The following is a 17,668-nucleotide window of genomic DNA, read 5'->3' on the forward strand; positions in this document are numbered from 1 at the left end:
AAGTCCCTGGCGTCGGAGGTAGCTGTGCGCGACCCCCTGGCGGAGCCGTCCGACCTGATTCGGAGCGTGTCACGCGCGTTGCGCGTGCTCGAGTCGGTCGGCCGCGCGCCCCGCGGACTCACCGTGAAGCAGATAGCGCGACGGTGCGAGTTGACCGTCGCGACGACCTATCACCTTGTGCGCACCCTCGCCTACGAGGGCTATGTGATCCGCCGCGAGGACGGGACGTACATCGTGGGTCTGGAGATCGCGGACCGGTACCGCGAGCTGGTCTCCGCCTTCCGCGGGCCGCCGGCGGTCGGTGAGGCGCTGCGGCGGGCCGCGCTCGACAGCGGTTACAGCCACTACCTGGGCCGTTTCGTCGGCGGGCGGATAGCGGTGACGGCTTCGGCCGAGGGCGCCCGCTCGCCGTTCATCGACGACATGTCGCCCGGCTTCGACGAGGGCGGCCACGCCACCGCGCTCGGCAAGGCCCTGCTGGCCACGCTCACGCCCGACCAGCGAGCGCGCTACCTGCGTGACTACGGCATGCGCCAGTTCACCCCGGCGACGCTCACGACCCCCGAGACGCTCGAGGCCGACCTCGCCGCCGGGGAACGACGCGGCATGCAGCTCGAGATGGGGCAGTTCCGCCAGGGACTGGCCTGCGCCTCGGTGCTCGTCATCTCCGATCGCGACATCGAACGCCGACTGGTGCTCGCCTGTGCCCTGCCCGCCGCCGAGATGCTCACCTCGGCGCGTGTCGTGCGGGCCAAGCTCACGGCGGCCGCCCGCAACGTCGCCGAAGCCCTGTCGGCGGGGGAGTCGGCGACGGCCTGACAAGGGCACCTAAGACTCCGTTGAACCTCTCGTTCCCGTCGCCCGTAAGACAGGGTGCAGCCGGAGATCAGCGGAGGGTGGTGACGGGGTGCACTGCGAGCACGAGCACGAGGACGGTGCCTATGTGCTGGGCGCCTTGTCGCCGGCGGAGCGGACGGCCTACGAGAGCCACCTGGCGACGTGTTCGTTCTGCCGGGAGGCGGTCGCCGACATCTCGGCCCTTCCCGACGTGCTGTCCCGGCTGGATGCCAAAGAGTTCGCCAAGCTGCTCGACCCGACCCTGAGCGGTGGTCAGAGCCACCCCGGCGCCTCGTTGCGCGACTGGGCGACCAGCGAGTGGGCCACCCTCGCCCCCGAGGCCAAACGACGTCGCAAGACCTTCAGCGTACGGGTGGTGAGCAGCGCCGCCGCGGCCGTGCTGGTGGCGCTGATCGCCGTCGGCGTGTTCGCCTGGACGCGCGACAACGCCGCGCCGGCGGCCCCGCCGGCCGGTCCGGCCATCGCGATGACCGCCGTACGGGATGGCTCGCCCGTCTCGGCGTCCGTGCGGCTCACCAGCACCTCGGGCGGCACCAAGATCGATCTGGTCTGCTCCTACAGCGAGACGGCCTCGCGGCCCTACACGTTCCGCCTGATCGCCTATGGCCCCGACGAGCAGAAGGAACAGCTCGGCTCGTGGCAGGCGGTGCCCGGCGCGGAGTTCACGATGCCCGGCGTCACCCACTTCGGCCGGGACAGCCTGTCCCGGCTCGAGCTGGTGCAGTACGACGGGAAGGCGCTGCTCGCCTACGACGTCCCCTGATCCTCTGATTCCGGGTCAGTGGGGTGGCAGGGTGGTGGCCGGTTCGACGGTGGCGGCCGTCGGGCCGGCCGCCGTCTTATCCCTTCGCGCACGGCGGCCGAGCGCGTCGATCGTGAAGATGATCAGCGCCACCCAGACGAGGGCGAAGCCGGCCAGGCGGGCCGGTGGCATCGGCTCGTGGTAGATGAGCAGACCGACGGCCAGCTGCAGGATCGGCGCGACGTACTGCAGGATGCCGATGCCCACCATCGGCACCCGGTTGGCGGCGGCGGCGAACAGCAGCAGCGGCAGGGCGGTGGCCAGCCCGGAAAAGATCATGAGCACGGTGTGGGTGGTCGAGACGTTCCCGAACTTGGCGTCGCCGGTCGTGGTGAGCCAGCCGACGAAGACCAGAGCGGGCAGCGCCAGCACCGCCGACTCGACGAAGAGGCCCTCGGCCGGCGGGAGCGACATGCGCTTCTTCACCAGGCTGTAGCTGCCGAAGCTGGCGGCCAGGATCAGAGCGATGTACGGCAGGTGACCGTAGTCGATGGTCAGGACCACCACGGCGATCGTGCCGACGCCGACGGCGACCCACTGCAGGGTACGAAGGCGTTCCCGCTGCACTGTCACGCCGAGCAGCACGAGGACGAGCGGCGTGATGAAGTAGCCGAGCGCCGTCTCGACGACCCGCGACGAGTTCACGCCGTAGATGTAGGTGCCCCAGTTGATCGCGATCAGCACCGCGGCCAGCGAGATGCCGAGGAGCAGCTTGGGGCTGCGGGCCAGGCGCTGCAAGAACCGCCAGTTGCGCATCACGGCGAGCAGCAGGCTGATGAAGACGACCGACCAGATGACCCGGTGGGCGAGAATCTCGAACGGTGACGCGGGCTGCAGGTGCTTGAAGTAGATCGGGAAGAAGCCCCACATCACGTACGCCGCGAGGCCGTAGAGATATCCGCGCCGTTCGTCGCTCATGCCCCCACCGTAAGGGCCGGTGGCTGATCTGGTCCTTGCCTATGGCTCACTTCACGGCCCGCCTGGCCGGCTCGACGGCCCGGCTAGCCGGCTTGACGGCCCGTCACGTGCCGACGCGTGCAGTTCAGTTCACGTCGCGCCGTTTGTGCGGGATGGGGTGGCGGCGCGCAGGTCGCACTCCATCCACCGGCCGGGCTCGACGTCGGTGAAACCGTGGCGGGCGTAGACGGCGTGGGCGTCCCGGGTGACCAGAACGAAGCGGCTCAATCCGCGGGCGGCGTAGTGGTCGCGGAGATGCCGCACAAGCCACCCACCCAGACCGCGGCCGCGGTGCGCCGGATCGACGTAGACATCGCAGAGATAAGCGAAGACGGCTCCGTCCGTGACGACCCGCGCGAACGCCACCTGCTCACCGTCGCCGTCATAGACCCCGAAGGGCTCTGACCCGGCGACGGCGGCCCGCATCTGGTCGAGTGGCCGGCCCAGAGCCCAGTAGGCATCCGTGGACAGCCACTGGTGCACCCGGTCGAGGTCGATGCGCTCCCGCTCGGAGCTCAGGGTGTATCCGTCATCCCGACGATCGTTCAGCACGCCACCGAGTCAAGCCCCGAGATCATTGCGACGCCAGCACATTTTCACGGCCGGGGCAGCCCCCGGCCGTGGTCGTCGATCGCGGGTCAGTCGTCGCCGTCGGGGACGAGCATGTTGAGCAGCCAGCTCACGACACCGACCAGGAGGGCGCCCAGGACGGCGCTCGGCCAGAAGTCGTCGACGTGGAACGGCAGGTCGAGCCGACCAGCGATATAGCTGGTGAGCAGGAAGAGCGCGCCGTTGACGACGAGCGCGATCAGGCCGAGTGTGAACACGTAGAAGCCGCATCCCACGACCTTGATGATCGGTCGCAGGATCGCATTGATCACGCCGAAGATGACGGCGACGATCAGCAGCGTGATGATCTGCTCCGACACGGCGTCGGTGGTCAGCTCGATCCCGTCGATCAGCACGGTGGCCAGCCACAACGAGAACGCAGTGATCAGAAGCCGGATGATGAGGCCCATGGTCACGAATGGTGCCACGACCAGGCAACCGCAGGCCGCGACGACACTCCCTGATCTTGTCGACGTCGATGGCGCAGCTATCCGCCGGCAGCGCCCGTCAGCGGCCGCGCGTGAGCGGCCGCGCTTCAGCGGCCGGGTGGGCCGATCAGCTGTTTCTCGATCGGGGTGTGGGCCAGGACCGCCCAGCGGACCGCTCGGCGATTGACCACGCCGACCATGTCCGGACGGATCCTGGTCATCCACTGCGCGACCTCGCCGAGCCCCAGCGCGCCGCCGACCAGGGTGGCTTCCTCGGGGCGCAGCGGCTGAAGGATGAGCAGGTCGGCGCGGGAGGCCACGTCGACGTCGACCGCGGAGAACTCGTCCCGGACCACCAGCGTGGCCTGCCAGCCGTCGCCGGGACGGTTGTCGGCGCCCACCGGACCGATGTCGACCACGATCAGAAGCGGGTGCAGGGCCGAACCGGGAGCAATCTCTATGGGCCGCCCGGGTGGCACCACCGCGATCGACTCGCCGGGCATGGCCGCGCCCCGGACGAACGGCTCCCAGGCCTGTGGCCGCGCCGTCTGCACGACCACTCGTGCGCCGAGGGCCATGGCGCGCAAGGCGACCAACTGGGCGCACCGGACGCCGCCGACCACGAGGGCCCGGGTCTGCTCCGGCCGGAACAGCCGGGCCACCACCGGGCTGCCGTGACGGTTGCGCCCGAGCATGAGGCCGGACGGGCCGATCTGGAGATGCAGACCCTCGAGATGCTCGGCCGGCTGCACCCCGTCGGGAACGAGACCGGGGATCACGCTGGGCCGGCCGCCGAAGGGCAGCGTTTCGAAGAGCCCTTGAACATGCTCACCGTCGAGTCGGCGAGCCCCGGCCTGCTCGGCCGACAACAGCTTTCGCAGCGCCTCGGAGGCGACGCTCAGGGTGCCCGCCTCGGGCGCGGCCAGGCGGACGGTGACGTCCATGGGCGTGCTGCCGTGGGCCGCCTGCGGGCCGGCGGTCAGCGACACCGTCGTCGCGGCGGCCGGCAGTGTGAGCATGCGGGTCACCAGTCGCCGGGACGTCTCGACCCGCAGATCGGGCCGGCGCCACAGCCGGAACGTGGTCTGCGCCAGTCCACCGACGCGTACGCCGGGCCACGTCTCCTGGGCCGACCCGGCGGCGCCGTCGTCGTGCGCCAGTTCGGCGATGACCCGCAGGGCGGCCGCTTCACCCAGCGGCCGGGCCGGCACCGACGACAGTCGTCGTACCAGCTTGCGCGCCAGACCGGACAGCGCGCGCCGCGATTCCTCCTCGGACCAGCCCTCGGACCGCAGCACCCGTACCGAAAGGAGCGCCCGGCTGTGACCGAGCAGGCGGCCCTCCGTGAGCTGACGATAGGAGGTGGCCGGGGTGCCGGCGCCGGCTCGCAGCGAAGGCGCGGGCGCCCCGGTCAACAGCAGCTGAATCAACACCGGGGGCACCTCGGCCTCGGCCGACGGCAACAGGGTGGCCGGCGAAGGCAGGTCCGGCGTGTCCTCGGCGAGCAGGCCCGCCGGGTCGCCCAGCTCGAGGATCGCGGTGAGACCGTGGCCGTCGACGATGATCGCGGCGGGATCGCCGGCCAGGTCGGTCTGCTCGACGCGGGCGCCGGGCGAGACGAACCGCAGCAGCGCCGCCGGGTCGCCGCCGAGCGGAACGGTATGGCGCCGGCCACCGAAGCGGAGGCCGATGCCCAGCCACTCGAACGCCCAGCGGCCGCGAACCCGCAGCCAGGTGAGAAGCAGGACGGCCAGCGCGAGCAGGCCACCCGCGAACACGCCGATCGGACCGTTGGCGGCGCCCAGAATCACCGCGACCGCGGCGACCTGGGTGGCGACCAGTTGGCCGGCCCGCACACCGAACAACCGTCCACGTCGGAGCGGACCGGAGTTGACCTTGAGTGACGGCCGGGCCGGACCGGAGAGGTCGCGGTGATCCCGGTCGCCGGTCACGTCAACCGTCACGGCACACCGCCCTTCACCCGCATTCGTCCTCGTGCGGGGCCCATCGTAGGGGCTCCGGTCACTCCCCGGGGCGCCCTGTGGACAACCCGGAGTTATCCACAGCCTCCGATGTCGAGCCACCGCCGCTTGACGGCTTTCGCTACTGTCGGCGACATCAGGAAAGAGTAATCGGTCGCTCACGGCACGCCCCCCGTGGCTTGTGGACAGGGGTTAGCCTGGTGGCCAACGTCGATATGTCGAGGACGGTTGATCACCGTCCGTCCATAACGGATCAAGGCATGGTCGGCGACCCAAACGAGGAAGCGGGGTGACATCCGGGGTGGCCCAGACACAAGCTGAATCCCAGGTCATGGCGAGTACCGCCACCAAGTTCGATCAGGCCAACGATCAGCTCCAGACGATGCTGAGCACGCTCATGTCCGAGCTCTCCATGCTGAGCAGCACGTGGAAGGGTCTCGGCGCGGCGGCGTTCGAGCAGGTCAAGGTTCAGTACGAGCAGGACCTGAAAAGCCTCAACGCGGCTCTCGCGCAGACGGCCGACTCCATCCGGCAGTCGGGCACGAGTTACGACGCGACCGACACCGAGGCCGCCAGCCGGGTGGCCGGCACCGGCGGCACCTTCAAGCTGCCGCTCTGATCGGGGGAGGACAAGACATGCCTAACGACGGAGTGCTTCTCGTCAACTTCGGCGCCTTGCAGCAGGCGAGCGCCGACATCCAGAAGGCGGTCAGCGCGCTTCAGTCGCAGCTCGACCAGCTCGAGCGCGACGCCGCCCCGCTGGTCGACACCTGGGACGGCGACGCGCAGCAGGCCTACCAGCAGCGGCAGGCGACGTGGCGCGCCGCTTCGAGCGACCTGACGACCATCCTGCAGAACATCCGAGGCGCCGTCGACCAGTCGGTCGACGACTACGTCAGCACCGAGAAGCAGGCCACCGCGCGCTTCCAGTGACGCGCGGCCTTGCCGCACCAGAACGGCCGGAACAGTCTCGCGACTGTCCCGGCCGTTTCGCTTGTGCGCGATCGAGTGAATAAAGGCCTTTAGGCGGATTGGTCCGTTATCGCGAAGCTTGTTGTCGCTCGAACGCGTACTGGACCGAATGGCCGGTATCGCTACGATCGGTTGTTGTCCGATCGCTTGACGCGAATTATGTGGCGCTCCGGAGAGCTTCCAGGCGCGTTCTGAGAGACTCTCGCGTACGACTTACCTGTCTGCCTACCGCCGCCCATTGTGATCGGGGGCTGACCTTGTAGGTTGTACGCGTTGAGATGGCCTCGTCGCGCGGTGGGGAGAGGTGGACGTGTCCGAGTGGGAACCGGCTACGGACGCCGAGGTGGCGATGCGCGATGCGTTGCGCACCGACGACCAGGAATCCTACTTCCGCATTCTCTCCGGCGTTGACCTGCTCCTACCGGTCTCCGCCGACGCGCTGGCCGGTCTGGCGCCGCTCGGCTGGGGCACCTGGAGCACGGGCGGCCGCACCCACGTGCTGGCCTTCACGTCGACCGCGGCTCTTCAGACCTGCCTGGCGGACTACGCAGGCTCGGCCCGTCGTGTTCCCTACGCCGAGCTCGCCGAGACCTGGCCCAACCTCGAGTGGTGGCTGGCGGTCAACCCCGGCCTGCCGATCGAGGGTTATCTGCCCGCCTGGTTCGTGGCTCAGCTTTCCCGCGGCGACCTGAGGCTCCCCACCCGCGGTCCCGGGCGAGCCGATGCCAAGGCCGGCAGCGGCAAGATCCAGGATCTGCACGCCGCCGCCGTGGCCGCCAACGCCGAGAACACTCGCCAGGAGGAGGCCGGTCGCCCCGGCGGTCCGACGCGCGAGGACGCCCCGCTCACGGCGGCCAGCGGCGCCTACCCGCAATACCCCTCGGGGACCTACGGCCAGCAGACCTCGGCTGCTCCCGCGGCGTACGGGCAGTCCGCGGCCAACACGTACGGCGGCGCCTACGCCCAGCAGCCCGGCCAGCCGCCGGCCGACACGCTGCCCACGCGCACCCCGTCGGTCGGCGACAGCCCGCCGGCCCGTGGTCCGTCGACCGCCGAAAGTCTTCCGGCCCGTGGTCCGTCGGCCACCGACAGCCTGCCGATGCGCACACCGCCGACCACAGCGGGCGCGCCGGCTGCTGCGCCGTCCGCCGCCGGCGGTCTGCCGACGCGGACGCCGCCTACCCCCGGCAACCCCCCTTCTCGTACGCCCTCGGTGCCGAACGGTCTGCCGGTCCGCGCGCCGACGGCCACCTACGGCCAGTCCGCCGCGACGGGCGCACCTCAAGCCGCCCCGCCGGTGAGTGCGCCGCCCGCGAGCCCGACGCCGGGGACGTACGGCCGCTCCCCGAGCGCGCCGGCTGCGTACGGGCGACCCGCGAGCGGACCTCCTGCTTACGGGCAGCCTGCGACTGTTCCCCCTGCTTACGGGCAGCCTGCGACTGTTCCCCCTGCTTACGGGCAGCCTGCGACTGTTCCCCCTGCTTACGGGCAGCCCGCGAGCGTTCCGCCTGCTTACGGGCAGCCTTCGAGTGTGTCTCAGGGGCGTCCGGAGAGCGCGCCTCCCGCGTACGGTCGGCCGACCAGCCCGGCCGGGGGCGATGCCCTGCTTCGTCCGGGCGGTCCCGGTCAGCCGCAGGCGGCGCCGGCAACCCCCGAGACGGCGACGCCCAGGCCGGAGCCGACCGGTCCCGGCGGGCTGCCGCTGCGTACGCCGGGCACCGTTCTGCCCAACGGTCTGCCAGTTCGTACCCCGAGCGCGGCCCCCGTGTCCGGCCCCGCGTCGCCGACGCCCGCCGCGTCACCCACCGCGGTGCCGTCCGCCTACCAGTCGCCGTCCCTGCCGCCGGTGCCTTCCGCCTACCAGTCCCCGGCCGTGCCGCCGACGTCAGCGTCGCCGATGTCGGCGCGGCCGATGTCCGCGCCGCCGGTGTCCGCGCCGCCGTCGAGCAGCCGTCCGGCGACCGGCCGTGGCAGCGACGCGCGTGGCTCTTCGCCGGACGGGGCTTCCCCGCTACCCGTCCGCACCCCGATGGCGCAGACACCCCCGGTGCCCGACCACATCGCGCCGCACAACCCCGACGAGACCCCGTTCAACCCGAACTGGTCGGGCGCGACCGGTGCACCGTCCGGCGCACTCGGCGCCCTGCCCCGCCGCCAGCCGACCGAGAGCCGCCAGCCCACCGAGAGCCGCCAGCCCACCGAGGATCGCCGGCTCAACGCCGGGGATGGCCGGCCCAACGACGGGCGCCGGCCCGCTCAGGACCGTCAGGGTCCGGAGGCCGGCTTCCCGCAGGGACCTGCTTCGCCGCAGGCCGCCGCATCCCGGCGCACGCCGCCCGGAGCGATGGCCCCCATCTCGGCGCCCCCGGCTCCGCCCGCGGCCACCCCGCCGGCCCGGCCGGCCGAGCCGAGCCCCGGCTTCGGCACCCCGCTGCCACGCCGGCAGGCGACCTCGCCGTCCGAACGGCCCGGCATCACGTCGTTCCCGGCCTTCCAGACCAAGTCCGAGGCCCCGCAACAGCCGATGTCCCCGCCGGTCATCCCCGGTGCTCCCGGCAGCGACCGCCCGGCCCGTCTGGGCGCCCAGCCCGGGTACGAGGCGGCGCGGCCGCAGGCGGAGACCCGGCCCGCCCTGCCGCCCCCGGCCGCCGCGACGTTCGTGCCGGCCAATGACGTCGAGCGCGACCTCTTCGAGGCCGCCGGCGGTCACAGCACCGACGCCTTCCTCTCCACGCTGCTGCTCGCGGACGTGCTCGTCCCGGTGGCCAACCACTCGCGTCCCGGCAGCGCGCCCGGCGAGTCGGGCTTCGCCTTCCGCACCGAGCAGGCCGACGGCGAGACGTTTCTGGTTGTCTTCACCAGCAAGGACAGGCTGGTCGAGCACTACTCGGAGCCCACCCGCACGGTCGGCGTGCGGTTCTACGAGCTGATTCGCAACTGGCCCGACCCGGCCTGGTCGTTCGCCGTGAACCCGGACGGGCCGATCGGCGCGAAATACCCCGGTCCTCAGGTGATCGCCCTGGCCAGCTGGGCCGCGGAGTCCGGTCTGGGGCTCGACCCGGAGGGTGCGGCCGAGGAGGCCGCCCCGGTGCCGCCGCCGGAGCCCGCGAGCGACGACGCCCAGCACGCCACGGTCATGCAGAAGACGATCCCGCCGGATCAGGTCGACTACTACCTCGAGCGCGGGTACGACCGGGTGGCCGGCTTCGTGCACCGGGCGACCGAGGTGGAACATCTGCGTACGCCGGCCGAGCTCTTCGGCGCGCTCGGGCTGAGCTATGAGGGCTCGCCGCACCAGGTCGACGTCAAGGAGGCGTACGTCCTGCGCTGGCCGGCGTACCGTCCGAGCCTCTACCGCATCCCCTACGGCGGGCAGAACGAGCAGGCTCTGCGGGCCATGGACGGCTGGGTCATCGAGCGTCCGCCGTTCCGGGGCAACGGGTTCGCGCCGGGCGAGGGCCGCGATGTGGTCGCCGAGTTCAAGGTGGACAGTGTGCGGCTGCCGCACGGAGCTCAGCTGTGGCGCATCGACACGGACGGCAGCGAGCGCATGGTCGCGATCTTCGACAACGACGGTCCGGTCTGGCGCCGGGTGGGTGAGCAGTGATGCGCGACGGATACGTGGTGGCCTGGCAGGGACGTGAGTACGACGCCTCGCCCGACGGTGACAACGTGCGCATCTACCGGGCCGAACCGGCCGACGGCTTCGACGAGGTGCGTCCGGGTCGCTATGTCCGGGTGCTGACCCCTCAGGAGTACGACGAACTCATCTACGTGCGCACCACCTGCACGTGGCGGGGGGCGCCGTTCATCGTGCTGGCCGAGGCGAATTCCTGGCTCCGGGTGGAGTATGCGGGCGGCCGCGCCCCGGTGGCGCGTCAGCTCGGCTTGGAGGAGTTCGACTTCGGCGTCTATCAGGGCTGGGCCCCGCTGCACGAGGTCGCCGACCTCAACGAGCAGCGGATCTAAGGCGTCTTCAGCCAGCGCAGCACTTCGCCGGTCACCACGTCGGTGGCCTCCTGGTGCAGGAAGTGCCCGACCTCCGGGATCAGCCGCCACTCGTACGGCGCGAGCACGTAACGTCCTGAGCCCTGAGCTGTGCGTGGCAGCGTGGCCGTGTCGAGCTCGCCGTGCAGTTGCAGGGTGGGTGTCACGAGCGGGCTCTGCATGAGCTTCACGAACCGGTATCCCTGCAGCCGGAGGGCACTGCGGAACACCCAGCGGTACGCCTCCAGCGCGCAGAACGCCGCCTGCGGGATCTGCATGGCCTCACGGCAGCGGGCCACATAGTCGTCGAACTCGGGAGTCTCTCTCCACTGAGGACTCGTCCACCGGGTCATCAGCTCGCCCACCAGCGCGGCGTCGTCCCGGGTCAGCACGTGTTCGTATCGCGGCACCTGGAAACGCAGCGCGCTGGAGGAGGCCGCGAACTGGCCGCGCGGGTCGGCGAAGAGGGCCGCCCGCAGCCGCAGCGGGTGGGCCGCCCCCAGCACGACCAACCGGTTGACCAGCTTGGGGTGGAAGGCGGCGGCCGCCCAGCCGATCATGCCGCCGGCTCCCGCGCCGACGATCGTCGCGTTCCGCTCGCCGAGCGCCCGGATCAGCCCGGTGACATCGGCCGCCATGGTGTAGCCGTCGTAGCCGCGCGGTGGTTTGTCGCTGGCCCCGTAGCCGCGCAGGTCGATCGCGACGGCCCGGAAACCCGCGTCCGCGATGCGGGGCAGCATGTCGTGCCACGCCCACCAGAACTCGGGGAAGCCGTGCAAGAACAGGACAAGCGGTCCGGTGCCGGCCTCGACGACGTGGAACCGACTGCCGTTGGCGCCGACGAAACGATGAGTCCACGGCCCGTCCACCAGCACGCACGACTCATCAACCCGACCGCCCATGACTACCAGGGTAGGCGCTGGGAGCGAGCCGGGACGAACGCGCCGGTCGCGCGGGCCCTACTCGGCGCCGATGAGGACGCGGACGAGGGTCGCGGGCTTGCCGCTGCCGCAGTCGACCGGCGTCTTGCCGGGGGTGATCCGGGCGCGCACTTTGTCGCCCTTGTCGACCGGTACGTCCTTCTTCGAGTAGACGGCCCACGTGTCCCCGTCGGCGTCCTTCAGGCTGTAACAGTTGCCGCCGCCGTCGAGGACGGTCGCGTCGACCCAGCCGACCCGCAGCGAGCCGGCGTCGGGAAACTTGTGGCCCGCCGGTCGGCTGGGCGGTGGCGGAGGCGAGCCGTCGCTGCTCAGCGGCAACCCGCGGCTGTCGGTCGGAGCGGCCGTCCCGGACGGAGCGGGAGCGGGGGACGCGGCTTCCGACGGGGCCGGGGCGGCGGCCGATGCCTCGGCGGCAACCGGCGCCGGAGCGCCGGCCGCCACGGGCTCGTCGTCGCCCGAACAGCCGGCGGTCAGCAGCAGCACCAGTGTCAGCGTTCCCGCCGTACCCGTGATGGATCTGAGCATGACCCTGCACCCCCGTGACCGGACCTCACGGTCGTGCGGGACCGCGGCGCCAAAGCGTAGCGGTTTCACCTTTCCCGTGGGGGTGCGGCGTCCGGACAACCTCGCCGGACGCCGCGTCGACCGCGTCAGTCCTCGGACTTGCTCGTCTTCATCCCGGCCGAGATCAGATCCATCACCGCGGAATCCTGCAGCGTGGTCACGTCACCCAGCGAGCGGCGCTCGGCCACGTCCTTGAGCAACCGCCGCATGATCTTGCCGGAGCGGGTCTTCGGCAGTTCGGCCACCAACATGATCTGACGGGGCTTGGCGATGGGGCCGAGGGTCTTGGACACGTGGTTGCGCAGTTCGGCGTTGAGCTGGTCGCCCACGTCGCCCTCGATGTCCACGTTGCCCCGCGGGATCACGAAGGCCACGATCGCCTGGCCGGTGGTCGGGTCGGTCGCGCCGACCACCGCGGCCTCGGCCACCGACGGGTGCGAGACCAGCGCCGACTCGACCTCGGTGGTCGAGATGTTGTGGCCCGAGACCAGCATGACGTCGTCGACCCGGCCGAGCAGCCAGAGCGCGCCGTCCTCGTCCTTCTTGGCGCCGTCACCGGCGAAGTAGATCCACTCGTCGCCCTGACCGGCGCCCGCCCCGAACCGGGACCAGTACGTGTCGAGGAAGCGCTTGTCGTCACCCCAGATCGTCCGCAGCATCGAGGGCCACGGGTCGCGCAGCACCAGGAAGCCGCCGCCGCCGTTGGGCACCGACTGGGCCTGATCGTCGACCACGTCGGCGGTGATGCCGGGCAGCGGGGTCATCGCCGAGCCGGGCTTGGTCGCGGTCACGCCGGGCAGAGGCGAGATCATGACGCCACCGGTCTCGGTCTGCCACCAGGTGTCCACAATGGGGCACCGGTCGCGGCCGATGTTCTTCCGGTACCACATCCACGCCTCGGGGTTGATCGGCTCGCCGACGCTGCCCAGGATGCGCAGCGACGACAGGTCGTAGCCGGCCGGGATGTCGTCGCCCCACTTCATCATCGTGCGGATGAGCGTCGGGGCGGTGTAGAGGATCGACACCTTGTACTTGTCGACGAGCTGCCAGAACCGGTCGCGGCCCGGGGTGTCCGGCGTTCCCTCGTACATCACCTGGGTGGCGCCGTTGGAGAGCGGGCCGTAGACGATGTAGGAGTGCCCGGTGACCCAGCCGATGTCGGCCGTGCACCAGTAGACGTCGGTGTCGGCCTTGAGGTCGAAGACCGCGTCATGCGTGTACGACACCTGGGTCAGGTAGCCGCCGGTGGTGTGCAGGATGCCCTTGGGCTTACCGGTCGTGCCCGAGGTGTAGAGGATGAACAGCGGGTGCTCGGCGTCGAACGGCTGCGCCTTGTGCTCGGGGCTGGCCTGCTCGACGGTCTCGTGCCACCACTTGTCCTTGTCGGTCCACGCGACCTCCTGGCCGGTGCGGCGCACGACGAGCACGTTCTCGATGCTCGGAGACTTCGCGACGGCCTCGTCGACGGTGGGCTTGAGCGCCGACGGCTTGCCGCGCCGGTATCCGCCGTCGGCGGTGATGACCAGCTTGGCGTCGGCGTCCGCGATGCGGGTGGCCAGCGCCTCGACCGAGAAGCCGCCGAAGACGACGCTGTGGGTGGCGCCGATGCGGGCGCAGGCCAGCATCGCGACCGCGGCCTCGGGGATCATCGGCAGATAGATGGCCACCCGGTCGCCCGCGCCGACACCCAGGTCGGTCAGCGTGTTGGCGGCCTGGCTGACCAGCTTGAGCAGCTCGGCGTACGTGATGGTGCGGGTGTCGCCGGGCTCGCCCTCCCAGTGGATGGCGACCTTGTCACCGCGGCCGGCCTCGACGTGCCGGTCGACGCAGTTGTAGGCGATGTTGAGCTCGCCGCCGACGAACCACTTCGCGAACGGCGGGTTGGACCAGTCGAGGACCTGGTCCCACTTCTTGGCCCAGGTGAGCCGGTCGGCCTGTTTCGCCCAGAAGGCCAGGCGGTCGCCGGCCGCCTCCTCGTACGCCTCCGCCTTCACATTGGCGGCGGCGGCCAGTGCTTCGGGCGGCGGGAACTGTCGGCTCTCCGATGACAGGTTCGCCAATGTCTCGCTCATGAGGGCGGCTCCTCTTCACTGCTGACCCGGGCTTCTTCGTTGCACACTAGTTGCGCCGGTGGGTACCGGCGACACCTGTGGATAACAGCGCGCCAGATGGCGTCGTGGCCGCGCCGGATGACCATCAGATGCTTGGTGCTGCGCGAATCTTGCCAGTTGTGAGCCTGTTTGCGCATCCCATGTTTCGTCGGGCTTACCGGCTACGGTATTCGGCGTGGATCCGCTAGCCCCGCTTCTCGACCTTGCCGACGTCGCGCCCGCCCTGGCCGAGGCCCGTGAGCGGGTCGACGCTGCCCTCCGTCATCGCGCGCTGCGGCGGCACGGCGGTCAGGTCGCGGCCGAGGCGAGCCTGCGTGCCGCCGTGGCCAGCGCCGCGCTGGAGGGCAACGCCTACGACCTCGACGACGTCCGCGGGGGCACCGTCACCGATCCCGTCCTGCAGGGCGCGCTGCGCGTCGCCGAGGGACTGGGCGGGCTCGTCGACCTCTGGCCCCGCGCGCCCCGTCAAGTGCTGGCCAAGCTGCACGTCCTCGCCGCCCGGGGAGTCGTTCCGGCCGCCGACCTGGGCCGGCTCACCGGTTCGGCCGACCGCGTCGACCTGCTCGCCGGTCTGGTGGCGGGCAACGACCGGACGCCTCCGCTGCTGCTCGCCGCGGTCGTCCACGCCGAACTGCTCACGTTGCGCCCGTTCGCCGGCCCGGCCGGTGTCGTCGCCCGCGCCGCCGCGCGTCTGACTATGATCAACCGCGGCTTCGATCCGCGCGGGCTGGTCGCGGTCGAGGTCGGGCATCAGGCCCGGGAGCCCGAGTACGTGGGTGCGGCGGGCGCCTACGCCACCGGCACGACCGACGGAGTCCGATCCTGGTTGCGCCACTACGCCGCCGCGGTGACGGTGGCCGCCGACGAGATCACCACGATCGGCGACAACGTTCTGGCATCGGCCTGATCCGCTGTCGGACTGTGCGTATGTGCGAACAGCACCCACGGTGATCGGTGGTTCCTAGACTTCAGGGGTGGAGTCCTGGAAGCGCCCGTACACACCCGGCCCCGGACGCTGGCTGATCATCGGCTGGGAGGCGTTCGCGCTGGCCCTGCTGGGCTGGACGTCGATCGAGACGTTCGAGCTGAACGACCGCGGTCTGCGCCTGCTGGCGTGTGCGCTCGCCGCCATCTGGGTCTTCGGAACGCACCGCATCCTGCAGATGGGCGCCTACGTCGGTGTCGACGGTCTGCGCATCCACGGCCTGCTGCGCTCGCGCACGCTGGCCTGGGCAGAGATCGCCCATGTGCACCTGCACGAGGCGGGGCACCGGATCGGCCGGCTGCACGTCCCGAGCGGTCTCACCGTGCTGATCGAGTGCCGCGACGGCACGACGGTCAACACGGAGCTGTGGGCGCAGGGCGTCGACTTCCACTCCCGGCCCAAGCTCTTCCGCGCTGTCTATCACGAACTGCGCACCCGCCACCTGGCCGCGGCGGGCGGGAAAATTTAGAGCCGGCGTCCCTCGACGGGGGCGCCGGCTGCTGCGCGTCCGAACCGGGTTAACAAGCGTGCACCTGGGTCGTTGTCGGCAGTCCGCCGCCTCACGGCTCCTCAAATGGAGCCTGGGGGGCCGCGGTCCCGTCGCAACGTGCCTGCCGTGGCTGATCGCGCGTGGGTTCCCGGTGGCCGTGCACGAATCTCGTGGCCGATTCGCCGGGCAATCCCGGCTGATTCGGTGCGATCCTCGCCATTTCTTTCTACGCCCGTCCTGGCATGATCGCCAGGGCTTCGGCTACCCGAATCTCGCTTTCCACATTAGTCAGACCAAAGCCATTCGTGCTGCTCACTGCCCTCCGGGGCCCTTGGCGGCGGCTGGGCCGGCCGGGCCGGGCTGCACTTCTGGAACGCGCCTCGGAGCCGTACGCCGTACGCCGTAAGTCCTTGATCGTGAAATCAGGCGGGCGTGCGGGCGCGACGGTGGCGGGCGTAGATGGCCAGGCCGATGGCGGCCCCCACGCCGACGCCCAGGGCGGCGGCGACCGGCACGGCCGGCCGATCGCGCAGCCGCCGGCCCAGCGGAATCGGGTGGCGGAACTCCAGGACGGGCCACCCGTTCTCGACCGCGGCGCGGCGCAGCGCCCGATCCGGGTTGACCGCGCTGGGATGCCCGACCGACTCGAGCAGCGGGAGGTCGCTGCTGGAGTCGGAGTAGGCATAGCAGTCGGCCAGGTTGTAGCCCCGCTCGGCGGCCAGCTCACGCACCCCGACGACCTTGCTCGGGCCGGCCGCGTAGAACTCGACCTCACCGCTGTAGCGACCGTCGACGATGCTCATGCGCGTCGCGATGATGTCGGTGATGCCGAGCAGCGCGCCGATCGGCCGGACCATCTCATCGCCCGAGGCGGAGACCAGCACGACGTCGCGTCCGGCGGCCTGGTGCTCGGCGATCAGCGTGGCCGCCTCGGCGTAGACGTACGGGTTAATCAGCTCGTCCAGGGTCTCGGCGACGATCTGCTGCACCTGCTCGACCCGCCAGCCCTTGCAGAGCGCGGCCAGATAGTCGCGGGTGCGGGCCATGGCCTGCTCGTCGGAGCCACCGCCCAGCCGGAACATCAGCTGTGCGTAAGCGGACTGGACCATGTCGCGACGGCTGATCAGGCCGTCGCGATAGAACGGCCGTCCGAAGGCCAACGCGCTGGACTTGGCGATGACGGTCTTGTCGAGGTCGAAAAACGCGGCGCTCGGGCCCACGGGCGGCAAGTGTAGTCGCAAGTGGTTCATCACCGTTGTCCGCGGCGCGTCGATTCGGGCCCGTCGTAACAGGCTGTGAAATCGGGCAGACGGGCAGCAGCATCGCACCGGGCGACAATCGGTACTCGACTGTGCTGCTTCCGTGAGGCATGCTTGTGCTGTTGCGATCGGGATTCATGTTGCGACCCGACGCGTTCTGTTACTTCAGAACCCTCGGTGATTGCGCCCCCCGCGATCACCGAGTCGATTCGGCTCGACCCCCCCGGAGCCGAATCCCAGGACGGCCCCCGTCTCCCCCGACGGGGGTCGTTCCCTTTCCGGCGGGCGCCCGCCGGACAACTCAGGCGCCGGCGGCCTGGCTCGGCTCGGTCGCGACGGCCTCCACGGTGTCACCGAGCCCGAAGAATTCGCAGAGGCCGGTCACGTCGAGTACACGACGGAACGACGGAGTCGGGTCGACCACCAGGAAACGGGACCCGATCTCGGTGGTGGCCCGGTAGCCCTCGATCAACGCGCCCAGACCGGTGGAGTCGATGAAGGCCGCGGCGCGCAGATCGACCCGCACGACCGTGGGGGACCACTCGGCGACGGCCTGACGGACACAGGTGGCCAGATCATCCGCGTTCGAAAAATCGATCTCGCCGGCGACGGCCACGACGACGCAACCGTCGTCGTCGAGCGAACGGGTGATCGAAGTTTCCATGCCAACCCCACTGGTCCGTGTCGGCACAACATACCCAATGGGTGCCGCTTCCACTCTGT

At 70.7% G+C, this 17,668-nt stretch carries 17 protein-coding genes; 8 read left to right on the forward strand and 9 right to left on the reverse strand.

Going from position 1 to position 17,668, the window contains the following annotated elements:
* Positions 1–24: 24 nt before the first annotated feature.
* Both HJC40_RS17730 and HJC40_RS17735 read left to right on the forward strand, forming a co-directional pair.
* Complete coding sequence (locus tag HJC40_RS17730; RefSeq protein ID WP_250002218.1) at positions 25–819, forward strand: IclR family transcriptional regulator C-terminal domain-containing protein; 795 nt, start codon at positions 25–27, stop codon at positions 817–819.
* 88 nt (positions 820–907) lie between these two features.
* On the forward strand, positions 908–1,621 hold the full coding sequence (locus HJC40_RS17735) for a zf-HC2 domain-containing protein (RefSeq protein WP_250002219.1): 714 nt from the start codon (positions 908–910) through the stop codon (positions 1,619–1,621).
* Between the two features lie 15 nt (positions 1,622–1,636).
* Here the strand turns inward: HJC40_RS17735 and rarD are convergent, their stop codons facing one another.
* The 4 genes from rarD to HJC40_RS17755 all read right to left on the reverse strand — a co-directional run bounded on the left by rarD (position 1,637) and on the right by HJC40_RS17755 (position 5,618).
* Positions 1,637–2,578, reverse strand: a complete 942-nt coding sequence (gene rarD, locus HJC40_RS17740) for an EamA family transporter RarD (RefSeq protein WP_250002220.1) — start codon at positions 2,576–2,578, stop codon at positions 1,637–1,639.
* Positions 2,579–2,707: 129 nt separating this feature from the next.
* A complete protein-coding gene (locus HJC40_RS17745; protein WP_250002221.1) occupies positions 2,708–3,169 on the reverse strand; it encodes a GNAT family N-acetyltransferase in 462 nt (153 codons plus the stop codon).
* A gap of 86 nt (positions 3,170–3,255) precedes the next feature.
* Positions 3,256–3,636, reverse strand: coding sequence for a phage holin family protein (locus HJC40_RS17750; RefSeq protein ID WP_250002222.1), 381 nt, complete (start codon positions 3,634–3,636; stop codon positions 3,256–3,258).
* 125 nt (positions 3,637–3,761) lie between these two features.
* Positions 3,762–5,618 (reverse strand): type VII secretion protein EccE, encoded by a 1,857-nt coding sequence (locus HJC40_RS17755; RefSeq protein WP_250002223.1) that lies wholly within the window; start codon positions 5,616–5,618, stop codon positions 3,762–3,764.
* A gap of 319 nt (positions 5,619–5,937) precedes the next feature.
* On the opposite strand from HJC40_RS17755, the gene HJC40_RS17760 reads away from it, so the two are divergent.
* From HJC40_RS17760 to HJC40_RS17775, 4 genes are all read left to right on the forward strand, one after another.
* Complete coding sequence (locus tag HJC40_RS17760; RefSeq protein ID WP_308200917.1) at positions 5,938–6,255, forward strand: WXG100 family type VII secretion target; 318 nt, start codon at positions 5,938–5,940, stop codon at positions 6,253–6,255.
* Positions 6,256–6,272: 17 nt separating this feature from the next.
* Positions 6,273–6,569 (forward strand): WXG100 family type VII secretion target, encoded by a 297-nt coding sequence (locus HJC40_RS17765; RefSeq protein WP_250002225.1) that lies wholly within the window; start codon positions 6,273–6,275, stop codon positions 6,567–6,569.
* A 349-nt stretch (positions 6,570–6,918) separates the two neighbouring features.
* Positions 6,919–10,215 carry an SseB family protein gene (locus HJC40_RS17770; RefSeq protein ID WP_250002226.1) on the forward strand — a complete coding sequence of 1,099 codons (3,297 nt, stop codon included), beginning with the start codon at positions 6,919–6,921 and terminating at the stop codon, positions 10,213–10,215.
* Positions 10,212–10,577: a hypothetical protein gene (locus HJC40_RS17775; RefSeq protein ID WP_250002227.1), complete on the forward strand. Its 366-nt coding sequence runs from the start codon at positions 10,212–10,214 to the stop codon at positions 10,575–10,577. The genes HJC40_RS17770 and HJC40_RS17775 overlap by 4 nt, the downstream gene beginning before the upstream one ends.
* Here the strand turns inward: HJC40_RS17775 and HJC40_RS17780 are convergent.
* The 3 genes from HJC40_RS17780 to acs all read right to left on the reverse strand — a co-directional run bounded on the left by HJC40_RS17780 (position 10,574) and on the right by acs (position 14,172).
* The gene (locus tag HJC40_RS17780) at positions 10,574–11,497 is read right to left on the reverse strand and encodes an alpha/beta fold hydrolase (RefSeq protein ID WP_250002228.1); all 924 of its coding nucleotides are present in this window, start codon (positions 11,495–11,497) and stop codon (positions 10,574–10,576) included. The two genes, HJC40_RS17775 and HJC40_RS17780, sit on opposite strands and share 4 nt — an antisense overlap.
* Before the next feature lie 57 nt (positions 11,498–11,554).
* Positions 11,555–12,061 (reverse strand): hypothetical protein, encoded by a 507-nt coding sequence (locus HJC40_RS17785; protein WP_250002229.1) that lies wholly within the window; start codon positions 12,059–12,061, stop codon positions 11,555–11,557.
* A gap of 125 nt (positions 12,062–12,186) precedes the next feature.
* Positions 12,187–14,172: an acetate--CoA ligase gene (gene acs, locus HJC40_RS17790; protein ID WP_250002230.1), complete on the reverse strand. Its 1,986-nt coding sequence runs from the start codon at positions 14,170–14,172 to the stop codon at positions 12,187–12,189.
* Between the two features lie 214 nt (positions 14,173–14,386).
* On the opposite strand from acs, the gene HJC40_RS17795 reads away from it, so the two are divergent.
* Positions 14,387–15,118 (forward strand): oxidoreductase, encoded by a 732-nt coding sequence (locus tag HJC40_RS17795; RefSeq protein WP_250002231.1) that lies wholly within the window; start codon positions 14,387–14,389, stop codon positions 15,116–15,118.
* 67 nt (positions 15,119–15,185) lie between these two features.
* Positions 15,186–15,665 (forward strand): PH domain-containing protein, encoded by a 480-nt coding sequence (locus tag HJC40_RS17800; RefSeq protein WP_250002232.1) that lies wholly within the window; start codon positions 15,186–15,188, stop codon positions 15,663–15,665.
* A 443-nt stretch (positions 15,666–16,108) separates the two neighbouring features.
* On the opposite strand, the gene HJC40_RS17805 is transcribed toward HJC40_RS17800, so the two are convergent.
* Positions 16,109–16,906, reverse strand: coding sequence for an HAD-IB family hydrolase (locus HJC40_RS17805; protein ID WP_250002233.1), 798 nt, complete (start codon positions 16,904–16,906; stop codon positions 16,109–16,111).
* A 340-nt stretch (positions 16,907–17,246) separates the two neighbouring features.
* Positions 17,247–17,609 carry an STAS domain-containing protein gene (locus tag HJC40_RS17810; protein WP_250002234.1) on the reverse strand — a complete coding sequence of 121 codons (363 nt, stop codon included), beginning with the start codon at positions 17,607–17,609 and terminating at the stop codon, positions 17,247–17,249.
* Positions 17,610–17,668 lie beyond the last annotated feature (59 nt).

Source organism: Actinoplanes sp. M2I2 (assembly GCF_023544445.1).
In the GTDB taxonomy this organism is placed as follows: Bacteria; Actinomycetota; Actinomycetes; order Mycobacteriales; family Micromonosporaceae; genus Actinoplanes.